Genomic DNA, 19437 nt, shown 5'->3' on the forward strand with positions numbered 1-19437 from the left:
TAGGCATGGGCTGTTTCGCATTCATTTCCTGGCTCCACGCCGCTCTCTGGATCATCCTGGGGAGCTATGCAATATTTACGCTGGGACTGACATGGCTTTGGGCAAGGATCAAAAAAACCTTAGTATCCCCTACCTTCCCCGACGACTTATTCATCACGGTGGTTATACCCGTCCGGAACGAGGCCGAAAACATTATTTTACTCCTCGAAGACCTTAACCGCCAGACATGGCCTGCATCGAAATTCGAAGTACTGGTGATGGACGACAGCTCTACCGACAATACCGCCGGAATTGTACACGCATTCGGTGCAACCGCCTCAGCGAATATCTTATTAGTGCCTTTGCCGGACGTACGGACTTCGGCTCCCAAAAAACGGGCGATCGAAACCGCCATTGGGCAAGCCAGGGGCAATCTGATCGTGACTACCGACGGCGATTGCCGCGCACAGCCTGGCTGGTTGCTCGCGATCGCTTCATGCTACGTACACACTGGTGCGAAGCTGATCAGCTCACCCGTCACTTTCACCAGTGAAACAACTCTGACCGACCATTTGCAAACCGTCGAATTCGCAAGCCTCATCGGAAGCGGCGCCGCATCGATGTCCGCGGGGTATCCGTCCATGTGCAACGGGGCCAACCTCGCATATGAAAAAGCAGCATTTCAAGAAGTGAGGGGCTACGAGGGAGTAAGACACATTGCGTCGGGTGACGACGAGTTTCTGATGCACAAGATTGCCGCGCGCTATCCGGGCGCGGTACATTTCCTTCGCCATTCCGATGCTATCATCCGCACGGAACCACACCGGCAATGGGCCAGCTTTTACCGGCAAAGGAAGCGTTGGGCCAGTAAATGGAAGCATTACCAAAGCAAGACACCGCTCGTGCTCGCGGTTTATATCTTTGCCTGCAATTTCTCACTCCTGGTATCTGGTGGCCTGGCATTGGCCGGACTCCTCAGCCCAGGCACGTTCATGGGTATGCTGGCAACCAAATGCATTCCGGAGTGGTTCTTTCTGGGCTCCGTGCTGGTTTTTCTCAAGAAACCGAAATCGCTGGCATTTATTCCGGTGACCCAATGCATTTATCCGTTATATGTATGCTTTTTCGGATTGGCTGCGCAGCAAGGAGAATATGAATGGAAGGGAAGAAAACTGGTTTGATCTCACCGCCATATAAAAAAGCTGCCAGCAAAACTTGCCGGCAGCTTTAAGTTTCACATAACGCTATATAAGATCAATTCACTACTTTTTAAGCACTTTTGAGGAATATTTACCTTCCGCATTAACCACGCTCACAATATACAAACCTTGCGCAAAACCCTGAACATTCACTTTTATTTCGGTTTCACTTTGAGCAGGCGTTATTTGATAAACCTGCTTCCCTCCCAGTGTAAATATTTCCAGTTTCTTAACAGGCGAAAAGCTCTTCACATTCATTTCGTCGTGTGTTGGGTTCGGGAAGAAATCCACTGACAATCTTGCATCACAACTTCCTCCTTCTACGCTGCGGATTGCGCTGTACTCAAATGACTCATCCGTATCCACCTGTTGCAGACGATAATAATAGTACTTGGCAGGTACAGTTTCAGAAGAAAAAGGTGCATCAGTGAAGCTGTAATTGCTCTTGTTTGAATCATAATCTATTCTGGCAACGGCGCTGTATGTCCTCGCATCTGTTGAACGTTCGACTACAAAGTGTGAAAAATCGATCGCTTCGGATACCTTCCATTTCAGTTCCACGCTGCAATTTACATTTTGTGCGGTAAAACTCGCTAACTTAACCGGCAAAACTGTTGGCGGCGGCGGAACAGTGTAACATGTTGAGGTTGAAGCGGGGAAAGTAACTTCGACAACCTTCCATGAATCAACGGTCACTTTGATCTTCGCTCCATCATTACGCATCGATCCGTAACGATCGTCGATTTCCACCCATTTGCTACCCTGCTTTTCCCAACCAGGCCAAACAGCCCCGTTTCCGTTGATGTCCAGGGATGCTCCCGGAAAGAGGATGCTTCCGCTCAAAGGCTTGTCGTTGTCTTCCTGAATTACCTTTCCTTCTGAATTAATCCATTCGATTTTGGCTGTCAACCCGGTTGCATCAAAGTTAGGCGTTACGTTGTAATCCAACCAGGGCGCATTTTTATCACACTTGGAAGATACCGTTACATCGATTTTCTTCTCAACCGGCTCCGGAATCGACGGTAAAAACGGCCAGAAGTGAACTTCGTCGCGGTTGTGTACAAAGCTTTTTGCAATGATCTGCCCGTTGATGTTCCCGTTGTTTTCCTTAACTACATCGGCCTGTGGAGCGAAAATGGTCCCACTGATCTGTGCATTGCCGGCCAAAGTGATCGATTTTGTTGCGTCCGGAAAGTTGTAGAGCACATATGCACCCTGCGCATCAGACAGCCCGCCGAAACCTGGAAAATTGATCCGGGGATTGCCACCATTGGCCGCACAGAAAGTCGGGAAGTCTACGATATTGATGATCAATCCGAATTTTCCACCATAAGAAGCGTCTCCCAGGGAAGGACCGGTAGGGATTCCTTCTATATTTGAGTTCCCTATCTTGTTCCAAACGGCCGCTGAGACGGTCAGGATATTGATTTTGTTCGGATCTACTATGATTTTGGGATTGTTGCCGATTGCGCTGGGGTCGAGGTATGGGCCCATGGGCGCGGATGCCATGATGTTACCATTCTGATCTCGGATCGGCAGATTGTCCGCCATTTCTTTTAACTGGTTCGACCTTTTGGTCATTGTGACAAAGGCGGCGTCGATATCGATTTGTCCCGGACCTGTGCCGAATACGTTTTCACATACCGGGTTTACCAGATCGTTGACACTCGGTGACCAGGTATTAATATTTGCATTGATCGTGATATTGGGCGTTTCCCAGTACTGCCTGCTGCTTTCTGTAATTCGAATAGTCGAAGCTGCATTGTTGTTGTCTTTGTACCAGACTTTCAGGTTGGTACCCGAAGCATCCGATGGATTGCAGTTACCTATCTTGACATAGTTGTCGCCATTCACAGTCAGGCTTCCGTTGTTCAGTGTTACAGCTCCACGCACTGCGAGACCAATGGAGGCATTATTCACGAAAAACACGCCATGCTGCTTGTTGAAGCTGATCTGATACTGGTTGGTGGTCACATTTCCACCGACTGCAATGGGCCCTTCCGTTTCGTTAGACACCAGGGTGGCATTGCCTTTTACAAATATGTTGAACCGCTGAGCGGCAGAAGTTGGGCTTTGAGCTGATACATTAAGATTGTTCAGTGCTAATAGCGCTAGGAGGATTACGAATAAAGGTCTGACGAGCATGTTGAGTCTTTTTGATTTCTGACTCAACGAAATTAGACCGCCTGTTCCGATCAATTATTCTTTTTGTGACCACCTGGGGGTACTTTGGGGTGACAAAGGACATTCAAGGGGTTAACGAAACCTGAAAAATTGCACTTATCGAAGATTACGCACAACAACAAGCCAAGTATTCCTAGTCACATATCCGCAGATCTAACACTTCATTAGCATAGTAGTTCTACAAAAATATCTTAAAAACCCTCCATACTTGTAAATTTCTATGACTACCCGTGTTCAAAATGTTTTAAACCACTACCTTAACCCACTTTAACAATTATAACAATATCAAGATGAGCCAAGCTAACGTATAGCTACTGGTTATCGCCAAACGGCCTCCTGCATCCAATTATTTGTACGATGACCGTCTTTTCAATTCCTTGATCTCGTTCTGCATTTCCTGTAACATCCGCATCAGCTGTTGCATGTCGGTCTGCGGCTCAGGAAGCTGCTTACTGTGGAAACTGTAATACTCCCAAAGTTCAATCACTTCAGCGGCGGGGACGGTATAGGCAAAATACTGTTTATTGAACGATTGCAGCAGCATGGTACCGGCGGCATGATTGATCGTCACCTGTTTGAATACAAAATCCTGGTCCCCTTTTAGAATGACGATGCAGGGTGTTTCCGGTTTCAACGCCGTCCAGTCCTGCACGTAACGCGTGATAATGTCCGCACCTTCGGGAACGGGCAGCATCGAATCGCCCACTGTAGGGAACATCCTGAATGTGCCGTTCTTTGGAACGGTGGGCAGATTGAAACGTGGTAACGTCGCCAGGAACTCAGGATCGCTATACCCCGACCGGTAACCGGCCCTTGCCTGAACCGGCACGTATTCGATATTCTCCCTGTCTTCTTTGTCGACGGTAATCGCTAAAACACGGATCTGGTTTCCTTTCATAAATAGCTCACTCCCTTGTTCCAGATCTTTCAATTTCTGTTCAGAAAGCTTTCCGAGGTCCATTTTCAGGAGACTGTCGATACTCATGCGGAAATACTCTGAAAAATTGATCAGATCGTCGATGGTAGGATTGGCCGTCCGCCCGCTTTCATGTGCATTGAGTTTCACCCTGCTGATTCCCAGCTTCTCCGCCAGCGCCTCCTGGCTCAATTTCTCACGTGAACGAAGGAATTTGATATTGACCGACCAAAAAATGTCCTGAGCACCCATGGGTTGATATTTTTAAAATCAAACATAAGATATTAACAATATCAAAAGTAGCAGCAAATTTTAATTTTCCTACAAAAAGCGACTAAATTATTTTAGCTGACCCGTTTAGCCTGTTATTCGGGTACCAGTTTGACCTTTTATGGCGTTTTGGTGTTAAAGTAATTAGTAATCGGTTTGTATTTGAATGCCTGAAAAATCTGAAAACCCACGCCCCATGAATGACCAAGTTGTGCTTGTTGACGAAAAAGATGTAGCGATCGGCCTGATGCCCAAGCTGGAAGCCCACGAAAAAGGGTTGCTGCACCGGGCATTTTCCGTATTCATTTTTAATTCGAAGGGAGAAATGCTCCTGCAACAGCGGGCATTTGGCAAATATCATTCAGAAGGACTCTGGTCCAACACTTGCTGCAGTCATCCTTTTCCGGGAGAATCTGCCCACCATGGTGCCGTGAGGCGCTTACAGGAGGAAATGGGGATGGAAACGGGGCTACAATTCCTTTATACTTTTCAATACTGCGCCGGCTTGGATAAAGGCTTGACCGAAAACGAACTGGATCATGTATTCTGGGGTGTTTCCGATGTAAAACCACGCATTAATCCCGAGGAAGTTAATGACTACCGGTATATGTCGCTGGAAGCCATCAAGGCCGACATCGCTGATAATCCCGATCATTACACCGAATGGTTTAAGATCTGTGTGCCCGAAATTACCTCGAAAATCCGGTTGAAGTCACTGTTTTAAACGGCACTATGACCGGGCTAAAAAGGATCACCATGTGTGAGCGCTATGAGCCGTGAGGTTAGTGCCGGTAATTTATCGAGCACTTTCAATGCAATATCAGTCGTAACCGGCTTCCCGAACAGGCTCTGTAAATAGTAACCTGCCATGATGCGTTTCCGGAAAGCCCGGTTCCATGCCTTTTCATAATGCGTTGCTGCTTGCTCACGCGTTTGTTTCTTTTCAAAAAAATGCAAAAGCTCGGTGGCGAGCAATTGGGAGGCCCGCATACCCATGCTCATCCCGTTTCCGCAAAGCGGGGTAATGGAACCGGCCGCGTCGCCCAGGAGAAAAATCCCCTGCGCGCTCGTTTGCTTCTTACTAAAATGAACATTACTGATCACCAATGGCTGAGAAAAAAGGAATTCAGACTCAGTAAAATACCTTTTGAGCCATGGATTCCGGTAGAGCACGCGCTCTTCCATTGCCCCGATATCCTTTCCGCTTTCCTGTAAATTCCGGGCAGTAGTAAGGTAGCAAAGACAGTAGCGATTGTCTTCCACCCTGGAAATTCCGCAATACCCCTGACGGAAATTATGCAATTCGATCCGGTTGGACGGAAAATCTGTCCTGATGTGGTATTTGACGCCTATGTAATTACCGGCATTCTCCTCGGCACCCTGATCCAGATGTACAAACTGCGGAGTGTACTTGCCGTAACTGCCGCACACGACAGCAGCCCGATAATGTCCCCTGGAAGTATTGATTAGGAAATCACCGTTTCCTTCCCTTACGACAGACAACACCCTGCATTGCTCCAAAACAGTCACGCCCTTTCGGACGGCGATCGCAAACAGCTCCTTTTCCAGCATATACCGACTGATGCCAAAACCGCCCATTTTCAGGTCGTGATTCAGCAAATAGCCTTTCTCAGAACTGATTCCCAGCTTGCCGATCACAGGCAAATGCATATCGCTCAGGGCTACACCCAATCTTTCGAGAAAACCCCAGCTTTCCATTGAAATATACTCTCCGCAAACTTTATGAAAAGGATAGGTACCTTTTTCAAAAACAACCACGGGAATACCCTTGCCGGCAAGCTGTATCGCCAGGCAAAGTCCGGAGAGCCCACCACCGATCACGGCACATTCGAAGCGGTCGACCTGTTCATCCATATACGATCACCTCATGCCTGAACGCCCATTTATTCTTCACTGAAAAATGCTCAGCTCCTGCCCTGCGGAGAATATCGAGCCATTCTTTCTTTTTAAATCCGCGCAGCACCGATAGCGGTGCGTCGTTTTTGACCAGATAGGATTTCGAAAAAAGGCGTGTGAGCAGTTTAATGGAATAATGTGCCAATGGGTGACGTTCGAGGTCGTTGATCACTAATACGGCCTGTTGCTCTATGGCAAACTGCACCAAACCCGCCAACTGTTCATCGTACAGGTGGTGACAAAACAAACAGGCATGGATAATATCGATTTTCGGAAGGTGTTGCCCGGCATTGCGATAATCGTCATGAATGAGCACCACCCGTTCGCCCTCCAAGTTTCGGCTGGCATATTCGATGCAATCCTGTTTAAGGTCGATTCCGTACAGATCGAGGTCAAACCCGGCTTTCCGGTTCCAATGCGCTATGCGCCTGAGGGTATCTCCGCTACCGCAGCCGATATCTACCACGGTGTACGCCCGGCCCCTCTTAAGCACTTTTTTTAATGCGTCGAACGATATATTGTAGCCGCCCAGCCAGTGATTGATAAAATCGAGTTCGCGCAGATTCTGAAAAAGATCGTCCCTGGGAATGTCATCCCGATCGAGGAGTTCCTTCTGCAGACTTCTCACCTCAAACATACCGCAACTGCATGGTTTCGATACTCAAACCAGGCCCAAATGCCGCGCTGAAAATGCGGTTACCTTTATGCTCCGGTTTTGCTTTGGCCAACACCTCCTTCAACACAAACAAGACCGTGGGTGACGACATGTTACCATAATTCCGAAGCACATCGTAAGCTGGCGCCATCATACATTTATCCAACTCAAGGGCAGCTGCAAAATCATCGATAATGCGCTTGCCACCCGGATGGACGGCCCAATGCCGGAAATCTCCGGGTTTCAGCCCGACCGCATCGACCATCGGCCGGATATTATTCCGGATCAGGTCGGGCACGTACGACGACAAGTTCATGATAAAGCCCGTTTCCGACAATTGCCAGGCCATATCCGAATAGCCATTATGCAGGATCATTGAATGAAATGCATCGATCTGGACGGGATGGAGGTGCGCATCGTCTGGCCTCGACGATACAATGACCGCGGCCGATCCGTCACCGAAAAGCATGTTCGATAAAAGGTAATCGTCGTTGTACCGCTTTTGAAAGTGGATAGAGCATAGTTCCGTACACACCACCAGTACTTTCGCATTGGTGTGCGCACGACAGATCGCATCCGCACTTTTCAGCGCCAGAATGGCTGCGTTGCACCCCATAAAGTTCACGCTGCTGCGCTCGATCGTCGGGTTCAGTTTCAACTCGCGCATCAGTTCTACGTCCAGTCCGGGCGCAAAAAGGCCAGTGCAGGTCACAGTGATAAGGTGTGTAACTGATTTTTTGATTTGATCAAAATCCGGTATCTGCTCAATGGCTTTGCGGGATAAAGCAGTAGCATGTAACTGATACAGCTGCATCCGTTGCGTAAGCGTAGGCTCCGGCAGCAAAGATGCAGAGCGGTTGAAGAATTCGAACTGTTCGGGGTTCTTATCGAAATCGGCAATCACGGAATAACGCTTCTCGATGCCTGTCTTGCCCGCTACGATCCTGATCTTCCGCCTGGTGCTCGGATCGTCCGTGGAACGCAGATAAAAATCGGTGAGCACTTCCTGTGTATACCCATAATCCGGAACGGCTGTTTCAATAGCGGATAGATAACTCAATGGAATTCTGTTGATAATAATTAATACAATGAAACAACTATTCATGCAAATCGCGGCGATCCAGTTCATCCGCATCGTATTCTTGAAATTAGCCTGTCTGCGATCCTTCCAAACCATCCAAAACCAAATGCAGAACCAGGCTATGATGGGGAAGAAGAAAACCTGGACAATAAAAAAAATCATTCCAAGGTCCCTGGATGTAAAATACAAATAATAAAACACATTGCAGAGCACAAACATCGCCGATGTGAACAGAAACGTGCCAATATATCCCAGCTTATAGCTCAGCGTTGTGATACCGTCACGCAGGTCCTGCTCATGCTGATAGATCTGCGTCAGCGGATAGGCACCCGCAATCTGGAATGAACAGGCAAGCAACACATATACGTTAGTGGTATCCAGCCGTAATGCCGCACCGGAAATTCCGGCAATAGACATATAGTACGTAAATGCCCCCTGGAAAATCACAACCGTCAGAAAACCGATAACCGGATACTTTTTGAGCCTGATCTGCCGTGAGCTATATGCCCGTGATGCCGCAATGTAAAGCACCAGACAGATCGCAAACAAGGTGTTTACGAAAATCAATGCCAACAGGGTTGCGACCGCATCGAGAAAAAGCGTAAGATAAAAGAGTTGAATGGTGGGAAGCGGCGGTTTTTCGAGCCCGCCAATACTCGCGTCATCGCGATCAATATAGCTGTTGTAGCCATTGCTGGCCGGATAAACGAGCAAATGAACGATCAGGAAGCTCCATAATGCCTGCCGGTGCACGACGCTGTCGGCCTGGCTGTAAGCGAAGAGAAACAGCGGGGCCAGAAGAAAAGAAAAGGGTATTCTCAGCAGTTTGATCGTATTGCGGTCGAGGAACATGACGGGGGCTATGGGCGATCGGCCTCTGGCTTTAAGTTTAGGCGTTTGCTTTGGGCGTAATCTCGCCAAATTTAGCCGTAAACCAAAATTCGAAAGCTGATTGCCGGCCGCCTTGCCCTTCCTACCCTTTCCGCGTAATCCTCAATTGATGCGTATTGAACACCTGGGAATCGGGCTCGACGCTCCTTGTAAGAAAAACGCTTCCACCGATCACACTGTTTTCCCCTATCACCGTGTCTCCTCCCAGAACGGTTGTCCTGGCATAAATAATCACATTGTCTTCGACGGTAGGATGTCTTTTGGTATTATAAAGCTCCTTCGCGACCTGCAATGCTCCGAGGGTAACACCCTGATAAATACTGACATTTTTCCCGATCACCGCCGTGGACCCTATCACAATGCCTGTGCCATGATCGATCATAAAAGGAACTCCGATGGTGGCGGCAGGGTGAATATCCACACCTGTTTTCCCGTGCGCGTACTCCGCCAGGATACGGGGCAGAACAGGGATTTGCAAGGTACTGAGATGATTTGCGATACGGTAGACCGCAATGGCATAAAAACCCGGATAGGAAACGATCACCTCGTTCACACTGGTGGCTGCGGGGTCATACGCATGTATTTTACTCGCGTCGAGCCGCAGGTTTTTGTAAATCGTCTCCAGTGACTCGTAAAAGGAGGCTACTGTTTGTTCGATCTCCATTTTCCTGGGGTCGAGGTAGCTGAGCAGAATGTTTTCCAGATCGATCCGGTTCTTTTTAAGAATACCCTCGTAGGAAGTTTTCTTGGGTAAATGATTGCTGGGAAACAAAAACCGGATCAGATCGTCGAGCCAGGCTGTGGCATCATGCCAGGAAGGGGTCGCCTCCCATTCGGCATGATGTGTTTTTTTAAGAAGATCGATGAGTGACGGGGACATGGAGACTTCGGCTGTCAGCTTTCGGCTGTCGGACTTCAAGGGCTTTTTTAGATACTACACTACTCGATTAAAACCTGCAAAATCACTATGCGCCGATCGCCGACCGCCGGTTGCCGAAAGCCTCCTCAACACCCCTATCATCGTATCCACTTCTGCACAGGTGTTGTAGAATGCAAGTGACGGACGGACGGTCGTTTCAACACCAAACCGGCGCAGAATGGGCTGTGCACAATGGTGACCAGACCGCACGGCGATGCCTTCCTGATTCAATGCAGCACCCACCTCTTCCGTTTTATAGCCATTTAGGACAAATGACAGTACGGAAGCCTTTTCCTTTGCCGTGCCAATGATCCGCAAGCCCGGAACGTCTTTGATCAAATGGGTAGCATATTCCAGCAGGAAATGCTCGTACTGGTGGATTAGCTCTATTCCAATTCCCGTCACATAATCCAGGGCCGCCCCCAATCCCACGGCATCCGCAATATTTCCGGTACCTGCTTCAAAACGGGCTGGCGCTTTATGGTACTGAATATGCTCAAAAGTCACGTCGACGATCATATTGCCTCCTCCTTGCCAAGGTTGCGTCGCATTGAGCAGGTCTTCCTTTCCATACAACGCGCCAATGCCGGTCGGGCCAAAAACTTTGTGACCGGAAAAAACAAACCAGTCGCAATTCAGCCCACGCACGTCGGTACGCATATGCGAGACCGACTGGGCTCCATCCAGCAACACCCTGGCACCAACGGAATGGGCCATTTCAATGATCTGCTTCGCCGGCGTAACCGTACCCAGCGCATTGGATACCTGTGTAAATGAAACCAATCGGGTTTTTGGGTTCAGCAACCGGGCGTACTCGTCGAGCAGGACCTGCCCGTCGTCGTCCACCGGGATGACCTGAAGCCTTAACCCTTTTTTATCGGCCAACTGCTTCCAGGGGACGATGTTGGCATGGTGTTCGAGGTGGCTGACGATGATTTCGTCCCCGGCGTTCAGGTTTTGATCCCCCCAGGTTTTCGCTATCAAATTGATCGCCTCGGTGGTTCCCCGGACAAACACCACCTCGTTTACGGACCCGGCATTCAGGAATGCCCTTACTTTTTCCCTTGCCCCCTCATATGCATCCGTAGCGCGCGCTGCCAGCTCGTGGGCCGCGCGATGGATATTGGAATTCTCGTGTTCATAAAAATAGCTGACGCGGTCGATCACCTGCTGCGGTTTCTGAGTAGTGGCCGCATTGTCAAACCATATCAGTGGCTTACCGTTCACACGTTCCCGAAAAATCGGAAAATCAGAACGGATTTTATTGATATCAAACGGTATGCTGCCGATCGGAGATTGTACGGGCTGCCCCAACTGATCGCGTTCGCTTCCCACATGGATATTTCCTGCCGAAAAAGGCGAAAAAGATCTTGGTATCAGACTGGAAATACCAGGAATATTTGATCTGTCCGTCAGATTCTCATTCAAAAAATAGTATGACGGATTGCTGCTTGATCCACCGGCATAAGGTACCTGACTGTAATCGGGTATCTTTTTGAGCACACTGCTCAGATCATGCTCCGCGCCTGGCGAATAAGGCAGATGCTGCGCCTGCGAAACCGGTGCCGCGGCTGTGTTTCCGGGTGATATGCCGGTTCCGGCTGCCGAAGGAGGTACCTTGCCATCCGTAAAATGCGGATCGGGAAGGCTCGTTTGCGGCGCAGCTATGTCGAAATCCTGATGATGAGCGGGCGATTGCGCGCTCCCACCTTGCATGGCCTCCAGCATTTTCTGCATCCTGGGATGATCTTCCAGGTGCGGCGAGAACACCGGTGACGGTATTTCTCCCGGCAAAGCCTTGAAAAGTTCATTGGCAAGGTGTTCCAGTGCCGCTACGTCAGGCAAACCTGCCGAATGGCTGTCCGGAAAACCGTCAGTATTTATACTCATGATAGTTACCTATTTCTACGTTTTCCAGCACTGCAATCGCGTCGTCTACCAGTACCGCCAGTGAACAATACAGCGACACCAGGTAAGAAGCAATGGCCTTGTCATTGATACCCATAAACCTTACCGATAGTCCAGGTGATTGCTCTCCCGGCAGACCTGGCTGGTAAAGTCCGACGACGCCCTGGCGGCTTTCACCCGTCCGTAGCAGCAGGATTTTGGTCTTGCCATTCTCAATAGGAACTTTGTCGGAAGGAATAAGCGGAATACCCCGCCAGGTGATGAACTGCGACCCGAAAAGGGAGATCGTCGGTGGTGGTACGCCTTTGCGGGTACATTCGCGACCGAACGCCGCAATCGCCTTAGGGTGCAAAAGAAAGAAACCGGGTTCTTTCCAGACCTTAGTCAGCAATTCATCGAGATCATCCGGCGTTGGCGGGCCTAGGCGGGTGGATACCTTCTGTTTGTCGGCAATACTTGCCAGCAACCCGTATTCCTGGTTGTTGATCAGCTCGCTCTCCTGCCGCTCCTTAATGCTCTCGATTGTGAGGCGAAGCTGCTCGCTGATCTGGTTGTAGGGTTTGCTATACAGGTCAGAAACACGGGTATGAACATCCAGTACGGTATTAACGGCCGTTAGGTTATACTCTCTCGGATTTTCGACATAGTCAATAAAGGTATGAGGCAGTTCGCGCTCGTCGCGTCCGGAACAATCCACTTCCGCGGTGCTTCCCTCTTTCACTTTATTCAACCGATAAACGCCGGATTCAACAGGAATCCAGTTCAATAAGTGTGTCAGCCAGCGGGGGGTTATGGACTCGAACTGCGGGACGGTCCTGGTTGCAATCGCCAGCTGCCTTGCAGCAACATCGCCCAAAGCAGTTTGATTTTGATTTAACTTAGCCATTCTGTTATGATTGATTATAATGAAAAACGTGCTGCATTGCGCCCGTATGCAAGCCAAGGCGTTATCAGACAACCGATCACAAACATACGTCAACTAAAACTGGCGTGATCCGCGAAACACGCAACCTGCCACATCGTGATCCCCATCTCATTTACCTCGCCCACTGCTCGCCAAAGAAAATTACATCATATTCCAATTATCCTTACATTTATTAAAATATTATCACACAAAAACAACTCATGACCACTTTTAATTCGGCGTACATTTCTATGGTTTTAATAGGTTTTGTGGATTGAAGGATTGGGAAGCATACCACCGAAAATTATTCTATATTAATTCCATAGACTTTATATTATTTAATCTTTTTTGCTAGCTTTGAAAATCTAAAAGGATATATTCATTATGCAAGCGGGCAATCTGGTAGACATATATAAGAACGAGGAACTGGCAGCAGAGGCGTTCAAGGATTTCAGACTAAGGAAAGGTATTACCTGCAAGAAATGTGGCGGGACCCACCATTATTGGCTCGCTCCCAAGCAGCAGTTTCAATGCAAACAATGCCGCTTCCGGACAACGTTACAAAGCGGAACCGTTCTCGAAGGCAGCAAGCTGCCGATCTCCTACTTTTTCATCGCGGTATACATGATCCTGAAAAAAGGAAATGCTTTCACGATCCAGGAATTCCAGGAAGAAACCGGGCATAAATATTATGAGCCACTGTACGATTTCGTCCGGAAAGTAAAGGCCTATCTGAATGCCAACGATCAGAACGCGATCCTGATCGATCTCGTAGAGCTATTCAATTATCACCTCGTGACGCAGAAGTTTCAGGAGCAGGTGCTGCATGATTAGTGACCTAAAAAGTCATAATTACGGGTTCCGCATACTTTATGCCAGCATCTTTCAATTTAACATAGGCCCGGTAACCAAACCAATGCGCTCCTGCCGGAAACCCGACATTTGCTGTTTTCTCATTAGTATATTGTTTAGCGGGCAGATCAAATACGACTTTTTTATCTGTTAAGTCCGGATATTTATCCTTTACATCCTCGTCAAACGTGTAGACAATTCCATATTCCTCTATAGGTTTATCTCCCAGCTCATCGAATACCACCCGAAAAGTATTGATAACTCCACCCAACGCCATAAAAGTAACAGGCCCCGTTTGAAATGCGAGCTCTGCCTTGGGAGCGGCATCATGGCTACTACAAGACAAAACCCCTAAGGAGGAGAGAGATATAATTAAAAAGTAAGCCAGTCTTGATGATGCTTGTGTTTTCATTGCTAAAAAGTTTTCCGCAATGTTAGGCAAGCCTTAACCCTCGATTCATGCTTAATGTGCTACGGCACAATGTCGGTTAACTAAAGGCATACACTCGGTTATCATCTAGTATATCTCATTTATACACCTCCTTCAAATCCTTCTCAAACAATGTATAAGGATCATTGTAAAACTTCACAAAATCCGGGGCGCTGACTTGTCCAGGGAATGGCGCATAATAGTGCGTCGGACTCCTGGTGTCGTTGCGCCATACGAGCACGTAGGCGAGGTTCAGCTTTTCCGCTTTCAGCGTTTTGAGGAGTACCTCCGTCCACCAGACGGGGTTTGGAATGCTTTCGAGACCGGTTTCGGTGAACGCGGCAAGTTTGCCCGCTTTTTTGGCGTAATCCGAAACGATAACAAGCTTCTTCAGGCCTGCTTCCAGGTTATATTTCCCATCCCGGCCAAAGTCACCGTAGTTGTCCATCCCCACCATGTCCACCCATTCGTCGCCGGGATATCTTTCGAGGAATTCGGTCTGGGAACTGAATTTATTGTCGGGCGAGAATGCGTAAAGGAAGTTGTGAACACCCAGCTCGTCGCGCAGGTAGGAGACCGTAAACCGCCAGACTGCAATAAAATCCTCCTTAGCAGTATGTTTCTTGCCCCACCAGAACCAATCCCCGTCGAACTCATGGAACGGCCTGAAAATCATCGGGGCGAGGGTGCCATCCTTACCTTTCACCGAATGTGCAAAATCCGCGATCGTTTTGAGGATCAGCTTGTATTGCTCGTGATGCGAGCCGCCGGGCTTGATGAGCTTCATCGCCGCCACCGACACCGAATCTTTCCAGTAAAAGCCGCCGCCGGAAGCCGGGTTAGAAAAATGCCAGGCCACCGTGGTAATGCCCCCGCGATTATAGGTGTCGACCACATTTTTTCGGATTGCTGCTACATTCTTGGCAACGGCATCTGCCGGCTGCCCGGAAAAACCCATCAGGTCAATGCCGATCACCGCAGGATGAGAACCCGTCACCGATTTCACATCCGACCGCTCCTCGTCGCCGGCCCAGCCATGCCCGTACTCGGTCGCGTGCTGATGACCGAGCAGAATGTGATTTTCCGAAAGTCTTTTCAGGTTGCGGTACAAAGCTCTCGCTTCCGGCGTGGCTTTTGTATCAATCTGGCCCTTCACCAGGGTTACCTGACAGGCCATCCACGCGATGAAAAAAAAGGTACGTTTCATGGGCAACGGAGTTTAGAAATCAGTGACTTACAAATATGAAAAATTTCGGGATCGGCACATTCTACGATATCGACCCAATGCCTTCAAAAAAAATCTGAAAAACAGGGACACGATCGAACTTTTCACGAAACAATCGTGTATACAAAGAACTATATTCAATTATGAAACCACAATATTGAATATTATTCGGAATAACGATAACTTTACAGAATGATGAACGGAACAGATATCATTCTCGATAAAATAGACCTGAACATTCTCAGCCTTATGCAGGAGAATGCGCGTATGACCAATGCGGACCTTGCCCGCGAACTGGAAATGGCGCCTTCCGCCGTGCTGGAAAGGGTTAAAAAGCTGGAACAAAAACAGGTCATTCTCAAATACACGACCCGGATCAATCCCGTGGCCTTGCACCAGACCCTACTGGCATTCATTTCGATGAAGTCCTCTGAAGGAATGGGCAGCAATAATACGGCCAAGGAGCTGGCGAAGATTCCCGAAGTCCAGGAAGTACACCACATTGCGGGCGAAGACTGCTACATGGTGAAAGTCCGGACGGCCGATTCGGCATCGCTGATGGATCTGATGCGCAATAAGTTCAGCAAAATACCGAATATCCTGTCCACACGCACGACGATCGTTCTCGAAACGGTCAAGGAAGAGCAACAAATCGTTATACCAATTAAATGAAATCGCCATGCAAACATCAACAAAAGCTCCGTCCACACTCATGGTGGTGATCGCCTTCGCTACCGTGTACATCGTTTGGGGATCTACCTACTTCTTCATCCAGCGCGCACTGGCCGGCTTTCCGCCGTTCTTTCTGGGTGCATTTCGTTTTATCATCGCAGGCCTACTGATGCTGGGATGGAGCGTCATGCAAGGCGAAAACATCTTTTCCTGGAAAATAATGAAACCCGCCATTGTGACGGGTTTATTGCTTTTATTCGTCGGAAACGGTGTCGTGATCTGGGTCGAACAATTCCTGCCAAGTGCGATGGTGGCCATTATGGTATCTTCCTCCCCGCTCTGGTTTGTGTTGCTGGACAAACCGAAATGGTCTGAAAATTTGAGTAATAGGTCCACGATCGTAGGCTTACTGATCGGTTTCGCAGGGGTGGTTTTATTGTTCAGTGAAAAAATCATGGCGACCATGTCGTCCCTCAACAGTGGCCGCGATCTTTTTGCGATGGTGCTCGTCGTCATTGGCTCCATGGCCTGGGCGGGAGGTTCGTTGTATTCCAAATACAATTCGGTTTCCAACTCCGCTACCGTCAATTCGACCTGGCAAATGCTGGCAGCCGGTATTGCGTTTATCCCCGGCAGTCTTCTCTCCGGGGAATGGAGCTCGATAAATCTGGCTACGGTTCCGACCGACGCGTGGCTCGCCGCAGCATATCTGATCGCTTTCGGCTCCATTGCCGGCTTCAGTGCTTATGTATGGTTGCTCAAAGTTCAGCCCGCCACCAAAGTGAGCACTTATGCGTACGTAAACCCGGTTGTGGCGGTACTGCTGGGTATTTTCTTCGCCCATGAGTCCATTACACCCATGCAAATCTCCGGCCTGATCGTGATTCTGGGCAGCGTTTTGCTTGTTAACCTGCACCAATACAGAAAGCCCAAACAAGTAGCGGCTTCCTGCTAGTTATTACCTAAATTACATTCAAATAATGCGCAGATTATCAGTTTGCGGCATTTTGTATTCATAGCAATCGGTTGCCTATATTTGAAAACATAACTTCACATCATTCAATGAAATGGATCTCCCGTGAACTGCTCAAGATTGACCGCATTGCAAGCACATGGCTTATCCGGCACTTTCTAGATCCGGCGGCGTAGATTATTTACGCCCGAAACGGAAGTGTTGAGCCAGGCAGCATCCCATTGTGACATTTAGTAACGAGGGTACTACCACCAACTTCGACAGCTATTATGTAGTGGGGTTGCCTACCGGCATCAACATCTGGAAAACTCCGAAAATCGGATTTTCAGCGGAATTTGTGCCATTGATAAGGGCGGGAAAAGGGACGAGCAAGATGGCCAACTTTCTCTTTCATCCGGGCGTGCTGGTGACACTGGCGCCCGGACTCATGTTCGCCGGACGGGCCGCATTCGAAACGGCCGGGAGATACGGCTTTACACCGGTTTTGAACAAGATCGTGAAGAAAAACAAGAACAGCGGCTACTTTGTGGCGGTACCGGTGCCATTCCGCTTCGGGAACGGGCACCCGGCTTCCGTCACTGTTGGATTTCAATTTGGGATCACATTCTGATCACATGCATCAACACAAGGAGGCATCCATAATTCGCTCCACTTCCGAAATGTCGCGGTTGCGGCGGATCAGCACCATGATTTTCTCGAAATCGATCAGTTGGGACGCCTCAAAAGCGATCACTCCCACAAAACTTCTACCCTTACTGATAAAATTCAGGTGTTTGATCTTCGCGCCTTTCACAGACTCCACACTCGAAGTGATTTTGTGCAGACTCACGGCATTCCGGTAGATGATCCGGAGGAAAAAGGTTTTGCTCATTGTGCTAACGTTTAAGTGGTTTGTTGAGAATTTTACTGGCGGTCGGCTTGCGGAAACATTGTCCGGAAGCCGACCGCCTATTATTGTTACGCGATTAGGCACGGTTTGGTGCCAATTGGGCATATTAAATTTTGTTAATCAGAAAGCGTCGAACCAGAGTTTGGTTGTAAGCCGGTCTTCTCCCTGCGCTGCGACGGCCGCTTTATAGCTGGCTGCATTCAATGCCTGCTCACCGGTGGGGTAAGTCAGTCGGGAGGGAATTTTACCGTTCAAAACACCCGCATAAGCCGGTTTCAGCTGCGGATAATCCAGCCGGCGCCATTCTGCAAATGCTTCCAGGCCCTGACTGAACAATGCCAGCCACTTCTGATCTCCGATCGATTTCTTGTAGTTGGAGGCGTTGTAGGCGACTGAGGGCTGTGCCAGGTAAGCCGCTATCTCGGCATTGCCTACTTTAAACTGCTGCAACGATGCGGTTACGGCTGCTTTGTAAAGCTCGGCGGCATTGTCGGAAATGAAACCACGCTGCGCAGCTTCTGCCAGGTTGAAAAGCACTTCGGCGTAGTTCAGGAAAACGGCCGGGGACGTAGGCGCTGTAAAGTAATCGCCGAGTTTGGATGTTTTGGTGAAACCCAGTTTCGCTGCCGAATCCGCAGGGAGCCCATTCGTCACACCGATGTAACCTGTCGGCGTAGCATCGACGGTCTTGTTGGCAAAAACGGCGAGCCGCGGGTCTTTCAGCTCCTGCAACTTATCGATCACCGATTTGCTGACCCGGTAATCGTCGCGCGTTTCACGATCGCGGGCCACCGGATTCTGATTCGGGGAAGCCAGGTATACCAGCTGGGCAATTTCGTCGTTCGAGGCGATCAATCCGCTTCTGTTTGGGGCGAGTTCCGCCACGACAGCCTTGGCTGTCGCCGGATCTTTGTCCGCAATGCGCAACGCAATACGCAAGCGCAGGGAGTTCGCAAACTTTTTCCATTTGTTCAGATTGCCATTGTACACCAAATCTCCGCTGATCGGGCTGCCTGCCGGATCGATCAGATCAGCTGCTTTTTTCAGGTCGTTCAGCAATCCGATATACACATCCTTCTGGTCATCGTATTTGGGCGTCAGGGTGGTTTCCAGTTTTAATGCCTGACTGTAAGGAATGCTTCCGTACAAATCTGTCAGCAACTGGAATGACCACGATTTCAGGATCAGACCCACAGCCTGGTAATTCACATTACCCGTCTTCTCCCCGATCTTGATCACCGTTGCAAAGTCCGTCAGCCCCTGCGAATACAGGTTCGTCCAGACGTTCTGCACATTGGTAATACTCACCGTATATTTATCGGGGTCAGTGTACTGAATTTTGGCCCAATGCTGGATAAACAGCGTGGTCGTTTCCATTGATGCGTCCGAACCGAGCGTAATGTCGGCCGTGGACTTGATCGCGTTGGCCAGTACGTAATCCGGCTGCGCGTCGATCGCCTCATTGGGGTTCTGGTTCGTTTTTTCCAGCTCATCCTGGCAGGCGGTCAGCAGCAGACCGGTCGCAGCAATCACAATTCCTTTTGAAATAATATTTTTAAACATTTTAATGGTC

The 19437-nt window shown here is 49.1% G+C and carries 19 protein-coding genes; 7 read left to right on the top strand and 12 right to left on the bottom strand.

The genetic code is table 11. From position 1 onward, the window contains the following. Positions 1–5: 5 nt before the first annotated feature. Positions 6–1160 carry a glycosyltransferase gene (locus BP71_RS08760; RefSeq protein WP_496378185.1) on the top strand — a complete coding sequence of 385 codons (1155 nt, stop codon included), beginning with the start codon at positions 6–8 and terminating at the stop codon, positions 1158–1160. Positions 1161–1241: 81 nt separating this feature from the next. On the opposite strand, the gene BP71_RS08765 is transcribed toward BP71_RS08760, so the two are convergent. After that, positions 1242–3323: a choice-of-anchor A family protein gene (locus BP71_RS08765; RefSeq protein ID WP_496378187.1), complete on the bottom strand. Its 2082-nt coding sequence runs from the start codon at positions 3321–3323 to the stop codon at positions 1242–1244. A gap of 385 nt (positions 3324–3708) precedes the next feature. Continuing rightward, entirely contained in the window at positions 3709–4530 is an 822-nt protein-coding gene (locus BP71_RS08770; RefSeq protein ID WP_496378189.1) for an XRE family transcriptional regulator, read from the bottom strand. 214 nt (positions 4531–4744) lie between these two features. On the opposite strand from BP71_RS08770, the gene idi reads away from it, so the two are divergent. Continuing rightward, entirely contained in the window at positions 4745–5272 is a 528-nt protein-coding gene (gene idi, locus BP71_RS08775; RefSeq protein ID WP_496378191.1) for an isopentenyl-diphosphate Delta-isomerase, read from the top strand. Positions 5273–5289: 17 nt separating this feature from the next. On the opposite strand, the gene BP71_RS08780 is transcribed toward idi, so the two are convergent. The 6 genes from BP71_RS08780 to BP71_RS08805 form a co-directional block, all read right to left on the bottom strand. Beyond that, a complete protein-coding gene (locus BP71_RS08780) occupies positions 5290–6423 on the bottom strand; it encodes an NAD(P)/FAD-dependent oxidoreductase (RefSeq protein WP_496378193.1) in 1134 nt (377 codons plus the stop codon). Further along, entirely contained in the window at positions 6416–7102 is a 687-nt protein-coding gene (locus tag BP71_RS08785) for a methyltransferase domain-containing protein (protein WP_496378195.1), read from the bottom strand. Before BP71_RS08785 ends, BP71_RS08780 begins: the two co-directional genes overlap by 8 nt. Continuing rightward, complete coding sequence (locus BP71_RS08790) at positions 7095–9053, bottom strand: UbiA family prenyltransferase (RefSeq protein WP_496378197.1); 1959 nt, start codon at positions 9051–9053, stop codon at positions 7095–7097. The genes BP71_RS08785 and BP71_RS08790 overlap by 8 nt, the downstream gene beginning before the upstream one ends. A gap of 121 nt (positions 9054–9174) precedes the next feature. Further along, positions 9175–10011 (bottom strand): serine O-acetyltransferase, encoded by an 837-nt coding sequence (locus tag BP71_RS08795; protein WP_496378199.1) that lies wholly within the window; start codon positions 10009–10011, stop codon positions 9175–9177. Positions 10012–10026: 15 nt separating this feature from the next. Next, complete coding sequence (locus tag BP71_RS08800; protein WP_496378201.1) at positions 10027–11901, bottom strand: family 2A encapsulin nanocompartment cargo protein cysteine desulfurase; 1875 nt, start codon at positions 11899–11901, stop codon at positions 10027–10029. Beyond that, positions 11885–12805, bottom strand: a complete 921-nt coding sequence (locus tag BP71_RS08805; RefSeq protein WP_295923518.1) for a family 2A encapsulin nanocompartment shell protein — start codon at positions 12803–12805, stop codon at positions 11885–11887. The genes BP71_RS08800 and BP71_RS08805 overlap by 17 nt, the downstream gene beginning before the upstream one ends. Positions 12806–13207: 402 nt before the next feature. Here BP71_RS08805 and BP71_RS08810 point away from each other — a divergent pair, with 402 nt between their 5' ends. After that, positions 13208–13657, top strand: coding sequence for a transposase (locus BP71_RS08810; RefSeq protein WP_496378203.1), 450 nt, complete (start codon positions 13208–13210; stop codon positions 13655–13657). A gap of 4 nt (positions 13658–13661) precedes the next feature. On the opposite strand, the gene BP71_RS08815 is transcribed toward BP71_RS08810, so the two are convergent. Beyond that, positions 13662–14087 carry a hypothetical protein gene (locus tag BP71_RS08815; RefSeq protein WP_496378205.1) on the bottom strand — a complete coding sequence of 142 codons (426 nt, stop codon included), beginning with the start codon at positions 14085–14087 and terminating at the stop codon, positions 13662–13664. A gap of 115 nt (positions 14088–14202) precedes the next feature. Beyond that, positions 14203–15282, bottom strand: a complete 1080-nt coding sequence (locus BP71_RS08820; protein WP_496379013.1) for a glycoside hydrolase family 26 protein — start codon at positions 15280–15282, stop codon at positions 14203–14205. A 240-nt stretch (positions 15283–15522) separates the two neighbouring features. Between BP71_RS08820 and BP71_RS08825 the strand changes: the two genes are divergently transcribed. The 4 genes from BP71_RS08825 to BP71_RS08840 all read left to right on the top strand — a co-directional run bounded on the left by BP71_RS08825 (position 15523) and on the right by BP71_RS08840 (position 17585). Further along, positions 15523–16002 (top strand): Lrp/AsnC family transcriptional regulator, encoded by a 480-nt coding sequence (locus BP71_RS08825; protein WP_496378207.1) that lies wholly within the window; start codon positions 15523–15525, stop codon positions 16000–16002. A gap of 7 nt (positions 16003–16009) precedes the next feature. Next, positions 16010–16957 carry an EamA family transporter gene (locus tag BP71_RS08830; protein ID WP_496378209.1) on the top strand — a complete coding sequence of 316 codons (948 nt, stop codon included), beginning with the start codon at positions 16010–16012 and terminating at the stop codon, positions 16955–16957. 107 nt (positions 16958–17064) lie between these two features. Further along, positions 17065–17151 carry a chromate resistance protein ChrB domain-containing protein gene (locus BP71_RS08835; RefSeq protein ID WP_496379015.1) on the top strand — a complete coding sequence of 29 codons (87 nt, stop codon included), beginning with the start codon at positions 17065–17067 and terminating at the stop codon, positions 17149–17151. Positions 17152–17198: 47 nt separating this feature from the next. Beyond that, positions 17199–17585 carry a hypothetical protein gene (locus BP71_RS08840; protein ID WP_496378211.1) on the top strand — a complete coding sequence of 129 codons (387 nt, stop codon included), beginning with the start codon at positions 17199–17201 and terminating at the stop codon, positions 17583–17585. A 9-nt stretch (positions 17586–17594) separates the two neighbouring features. On the opposite strand, the gene BP71_RS08845 is transcribed toward BP71_RS08840, so the two are convergent. Both BP71_RS08845 and BP71_RS08850 read right to left on the bottom strand, forming a co-directional pair. Beyond that, complete coding sequence (locus BP71_RS08845) at positions 17595–17846, bottom strand: hypothetical protein (RefSeq protein WP_295923500.1); 252 nt, start codon at positions 17844–17846, stop codon at positions 17595–17597. A gap of 138 nt (positions 17847–17984) precedes the next feature. Further along, positions 17985–19427, bottom strand: a complete 1443-nt coding sequence (locus BP71_RS08850; protein ID WP_496378213.1) for a SusD/RagB family nutrient-binding outer membrane lipoprotein — start codon at positions 19425–19427, stop codon at positions 17985–17987. Between the last annotated feature and the right edge of the window lie 10 nt (positions 19428–19437).

This window comes from Dyadobacter ginsengisoli DSM 21015, from assembly GCF_059568735.1.

What these genes read in the sequence shown, in the direction of transcription:
- BP71_RS08760 (WP_496378185.1), top strand. Translation starts at nt 6, where the DNA reads ATGGGCTGTTTCGCATTCATTTCCTGGCTCCACGCCGCTCTCTGGATC.
- BP71_RS08765 (WP_496378187.1), bottom strand. Translation starts at nt 3,323, where the DNA reads ATGCTCGTCAGACCTTTATTCGTAATCCTCCTAGCGCTATTAGCACTG.
- BP71_RS08770 (WP_496378189.1), bottom strand. Translation starts at nt 4,530, where the DNA reads ATGGGTGCTCAGGACATTTTTTGGTCGGTCAATATCAAATTCCTTCGT.
- idi (WP_496378191.1), top strand. Translation starts at nt 4,745, where the DNA reads ATGAATGACCAAGTTGTGCTTGTTGACGAAAAAGATGTAGCGATCGGC.
- BP71_RS08780 (WP_496378193.1), bottom strand. Translation starts at nt 6,423, where the DNA reads ATGGATGAACAGGTCGACCGCTTCGAATGTGCCGTGATCGGTGGTGGG.
- BP71_RS08785 (WP_496378195.1), bottom strand. Translation starts at nt 7,102, where the DNA reads ATGTTTGAGGTGAGAAGTCTGCAGAAGGAACTCCTCGATCGGGATGAC.
- BP71_RS08790 (WP_496378197.1), bottom strand. Translation starts at nt 9,053, where the DNA reads ATGTTCCTCGACCGCAATACGATCAAACTGCTGAGAATACCCTTTTCT.
- BP71_RS08800 (WP_496378201.1), bottom strand. Translation starts at nt 11,901, where the DNA reads ATGAGTATAAATACTGACGGTTTTCCGGACAGCCATTCGGCAGGTTTG.
- BP71_RS08805 (WP_295923518.1), bottom strand. Translation starts at nt 12,805, where the DNA reads ATGGCTAAGTTAAATCAAAATCAAACTGCTTTGGGCGATGTTGCTGCA.
- BP71_RS08810 (WP_496378203.1), top strand. Translation starts at nt 13,208, where the DNA reads ATGCAAGCGGGCAATCTGGTAGACATATATAAGAACGAGGAACTGGCA.
- BP71_RS08815 (WP_496378205.1), bottom strand. Translation starts at nt 14,087, where the DNA reads ATGAAAACACAAGCATCATCAAGACTGGCTTACTTTTTAATTATATCT.
- BP71_RS08820 (WP_496379013.1), bottom strand. Translation starts at nt 15,282, where the DNA reads ATGGCCTGTCAGGTAACCCTGGTGAAGGGCCAGATTGATACAAAAGCC.
- BP71_RS08825 (WP_496378207.1), top strand. Translation starts at nt 15,523, where the DNA reads ATGATGAACGGAACAGATATCATTCTCGATAAAATAGACCTGAACATT.
- BP71_RS08830 (WP_496378209.1), top strand. Translation starts at nt 16,010, where the DNA reads ATGCAAACATCAACAAAAGCTCCGTCCACACTCATGGTGGTGATCGCC.
- BP71_RS08835 (WP_496379015.1), top strand. Translation starts at nt 17,065, where the DNA reads ATGAAATGGATCTCCCGTGAACTGCTCAAGATTGACCGCATTGCAAGC.
- BP71_RS08845 (WP_295923500.1), bottom strand. Translation starts at nt 17,846, where the DNA reads ATGAGCAAAACCTTTTTCCTCCGGATCATCTACCGGAATGCCGTGAGT.
- BP71_RS08850 (WP_496378213.1), bottom strand. Translation starts at nt 19,427, where the DNA reads ATGTTTAAAAATATTATTTCAAAAGGAATTGTGATTGCTGCGACCGGT.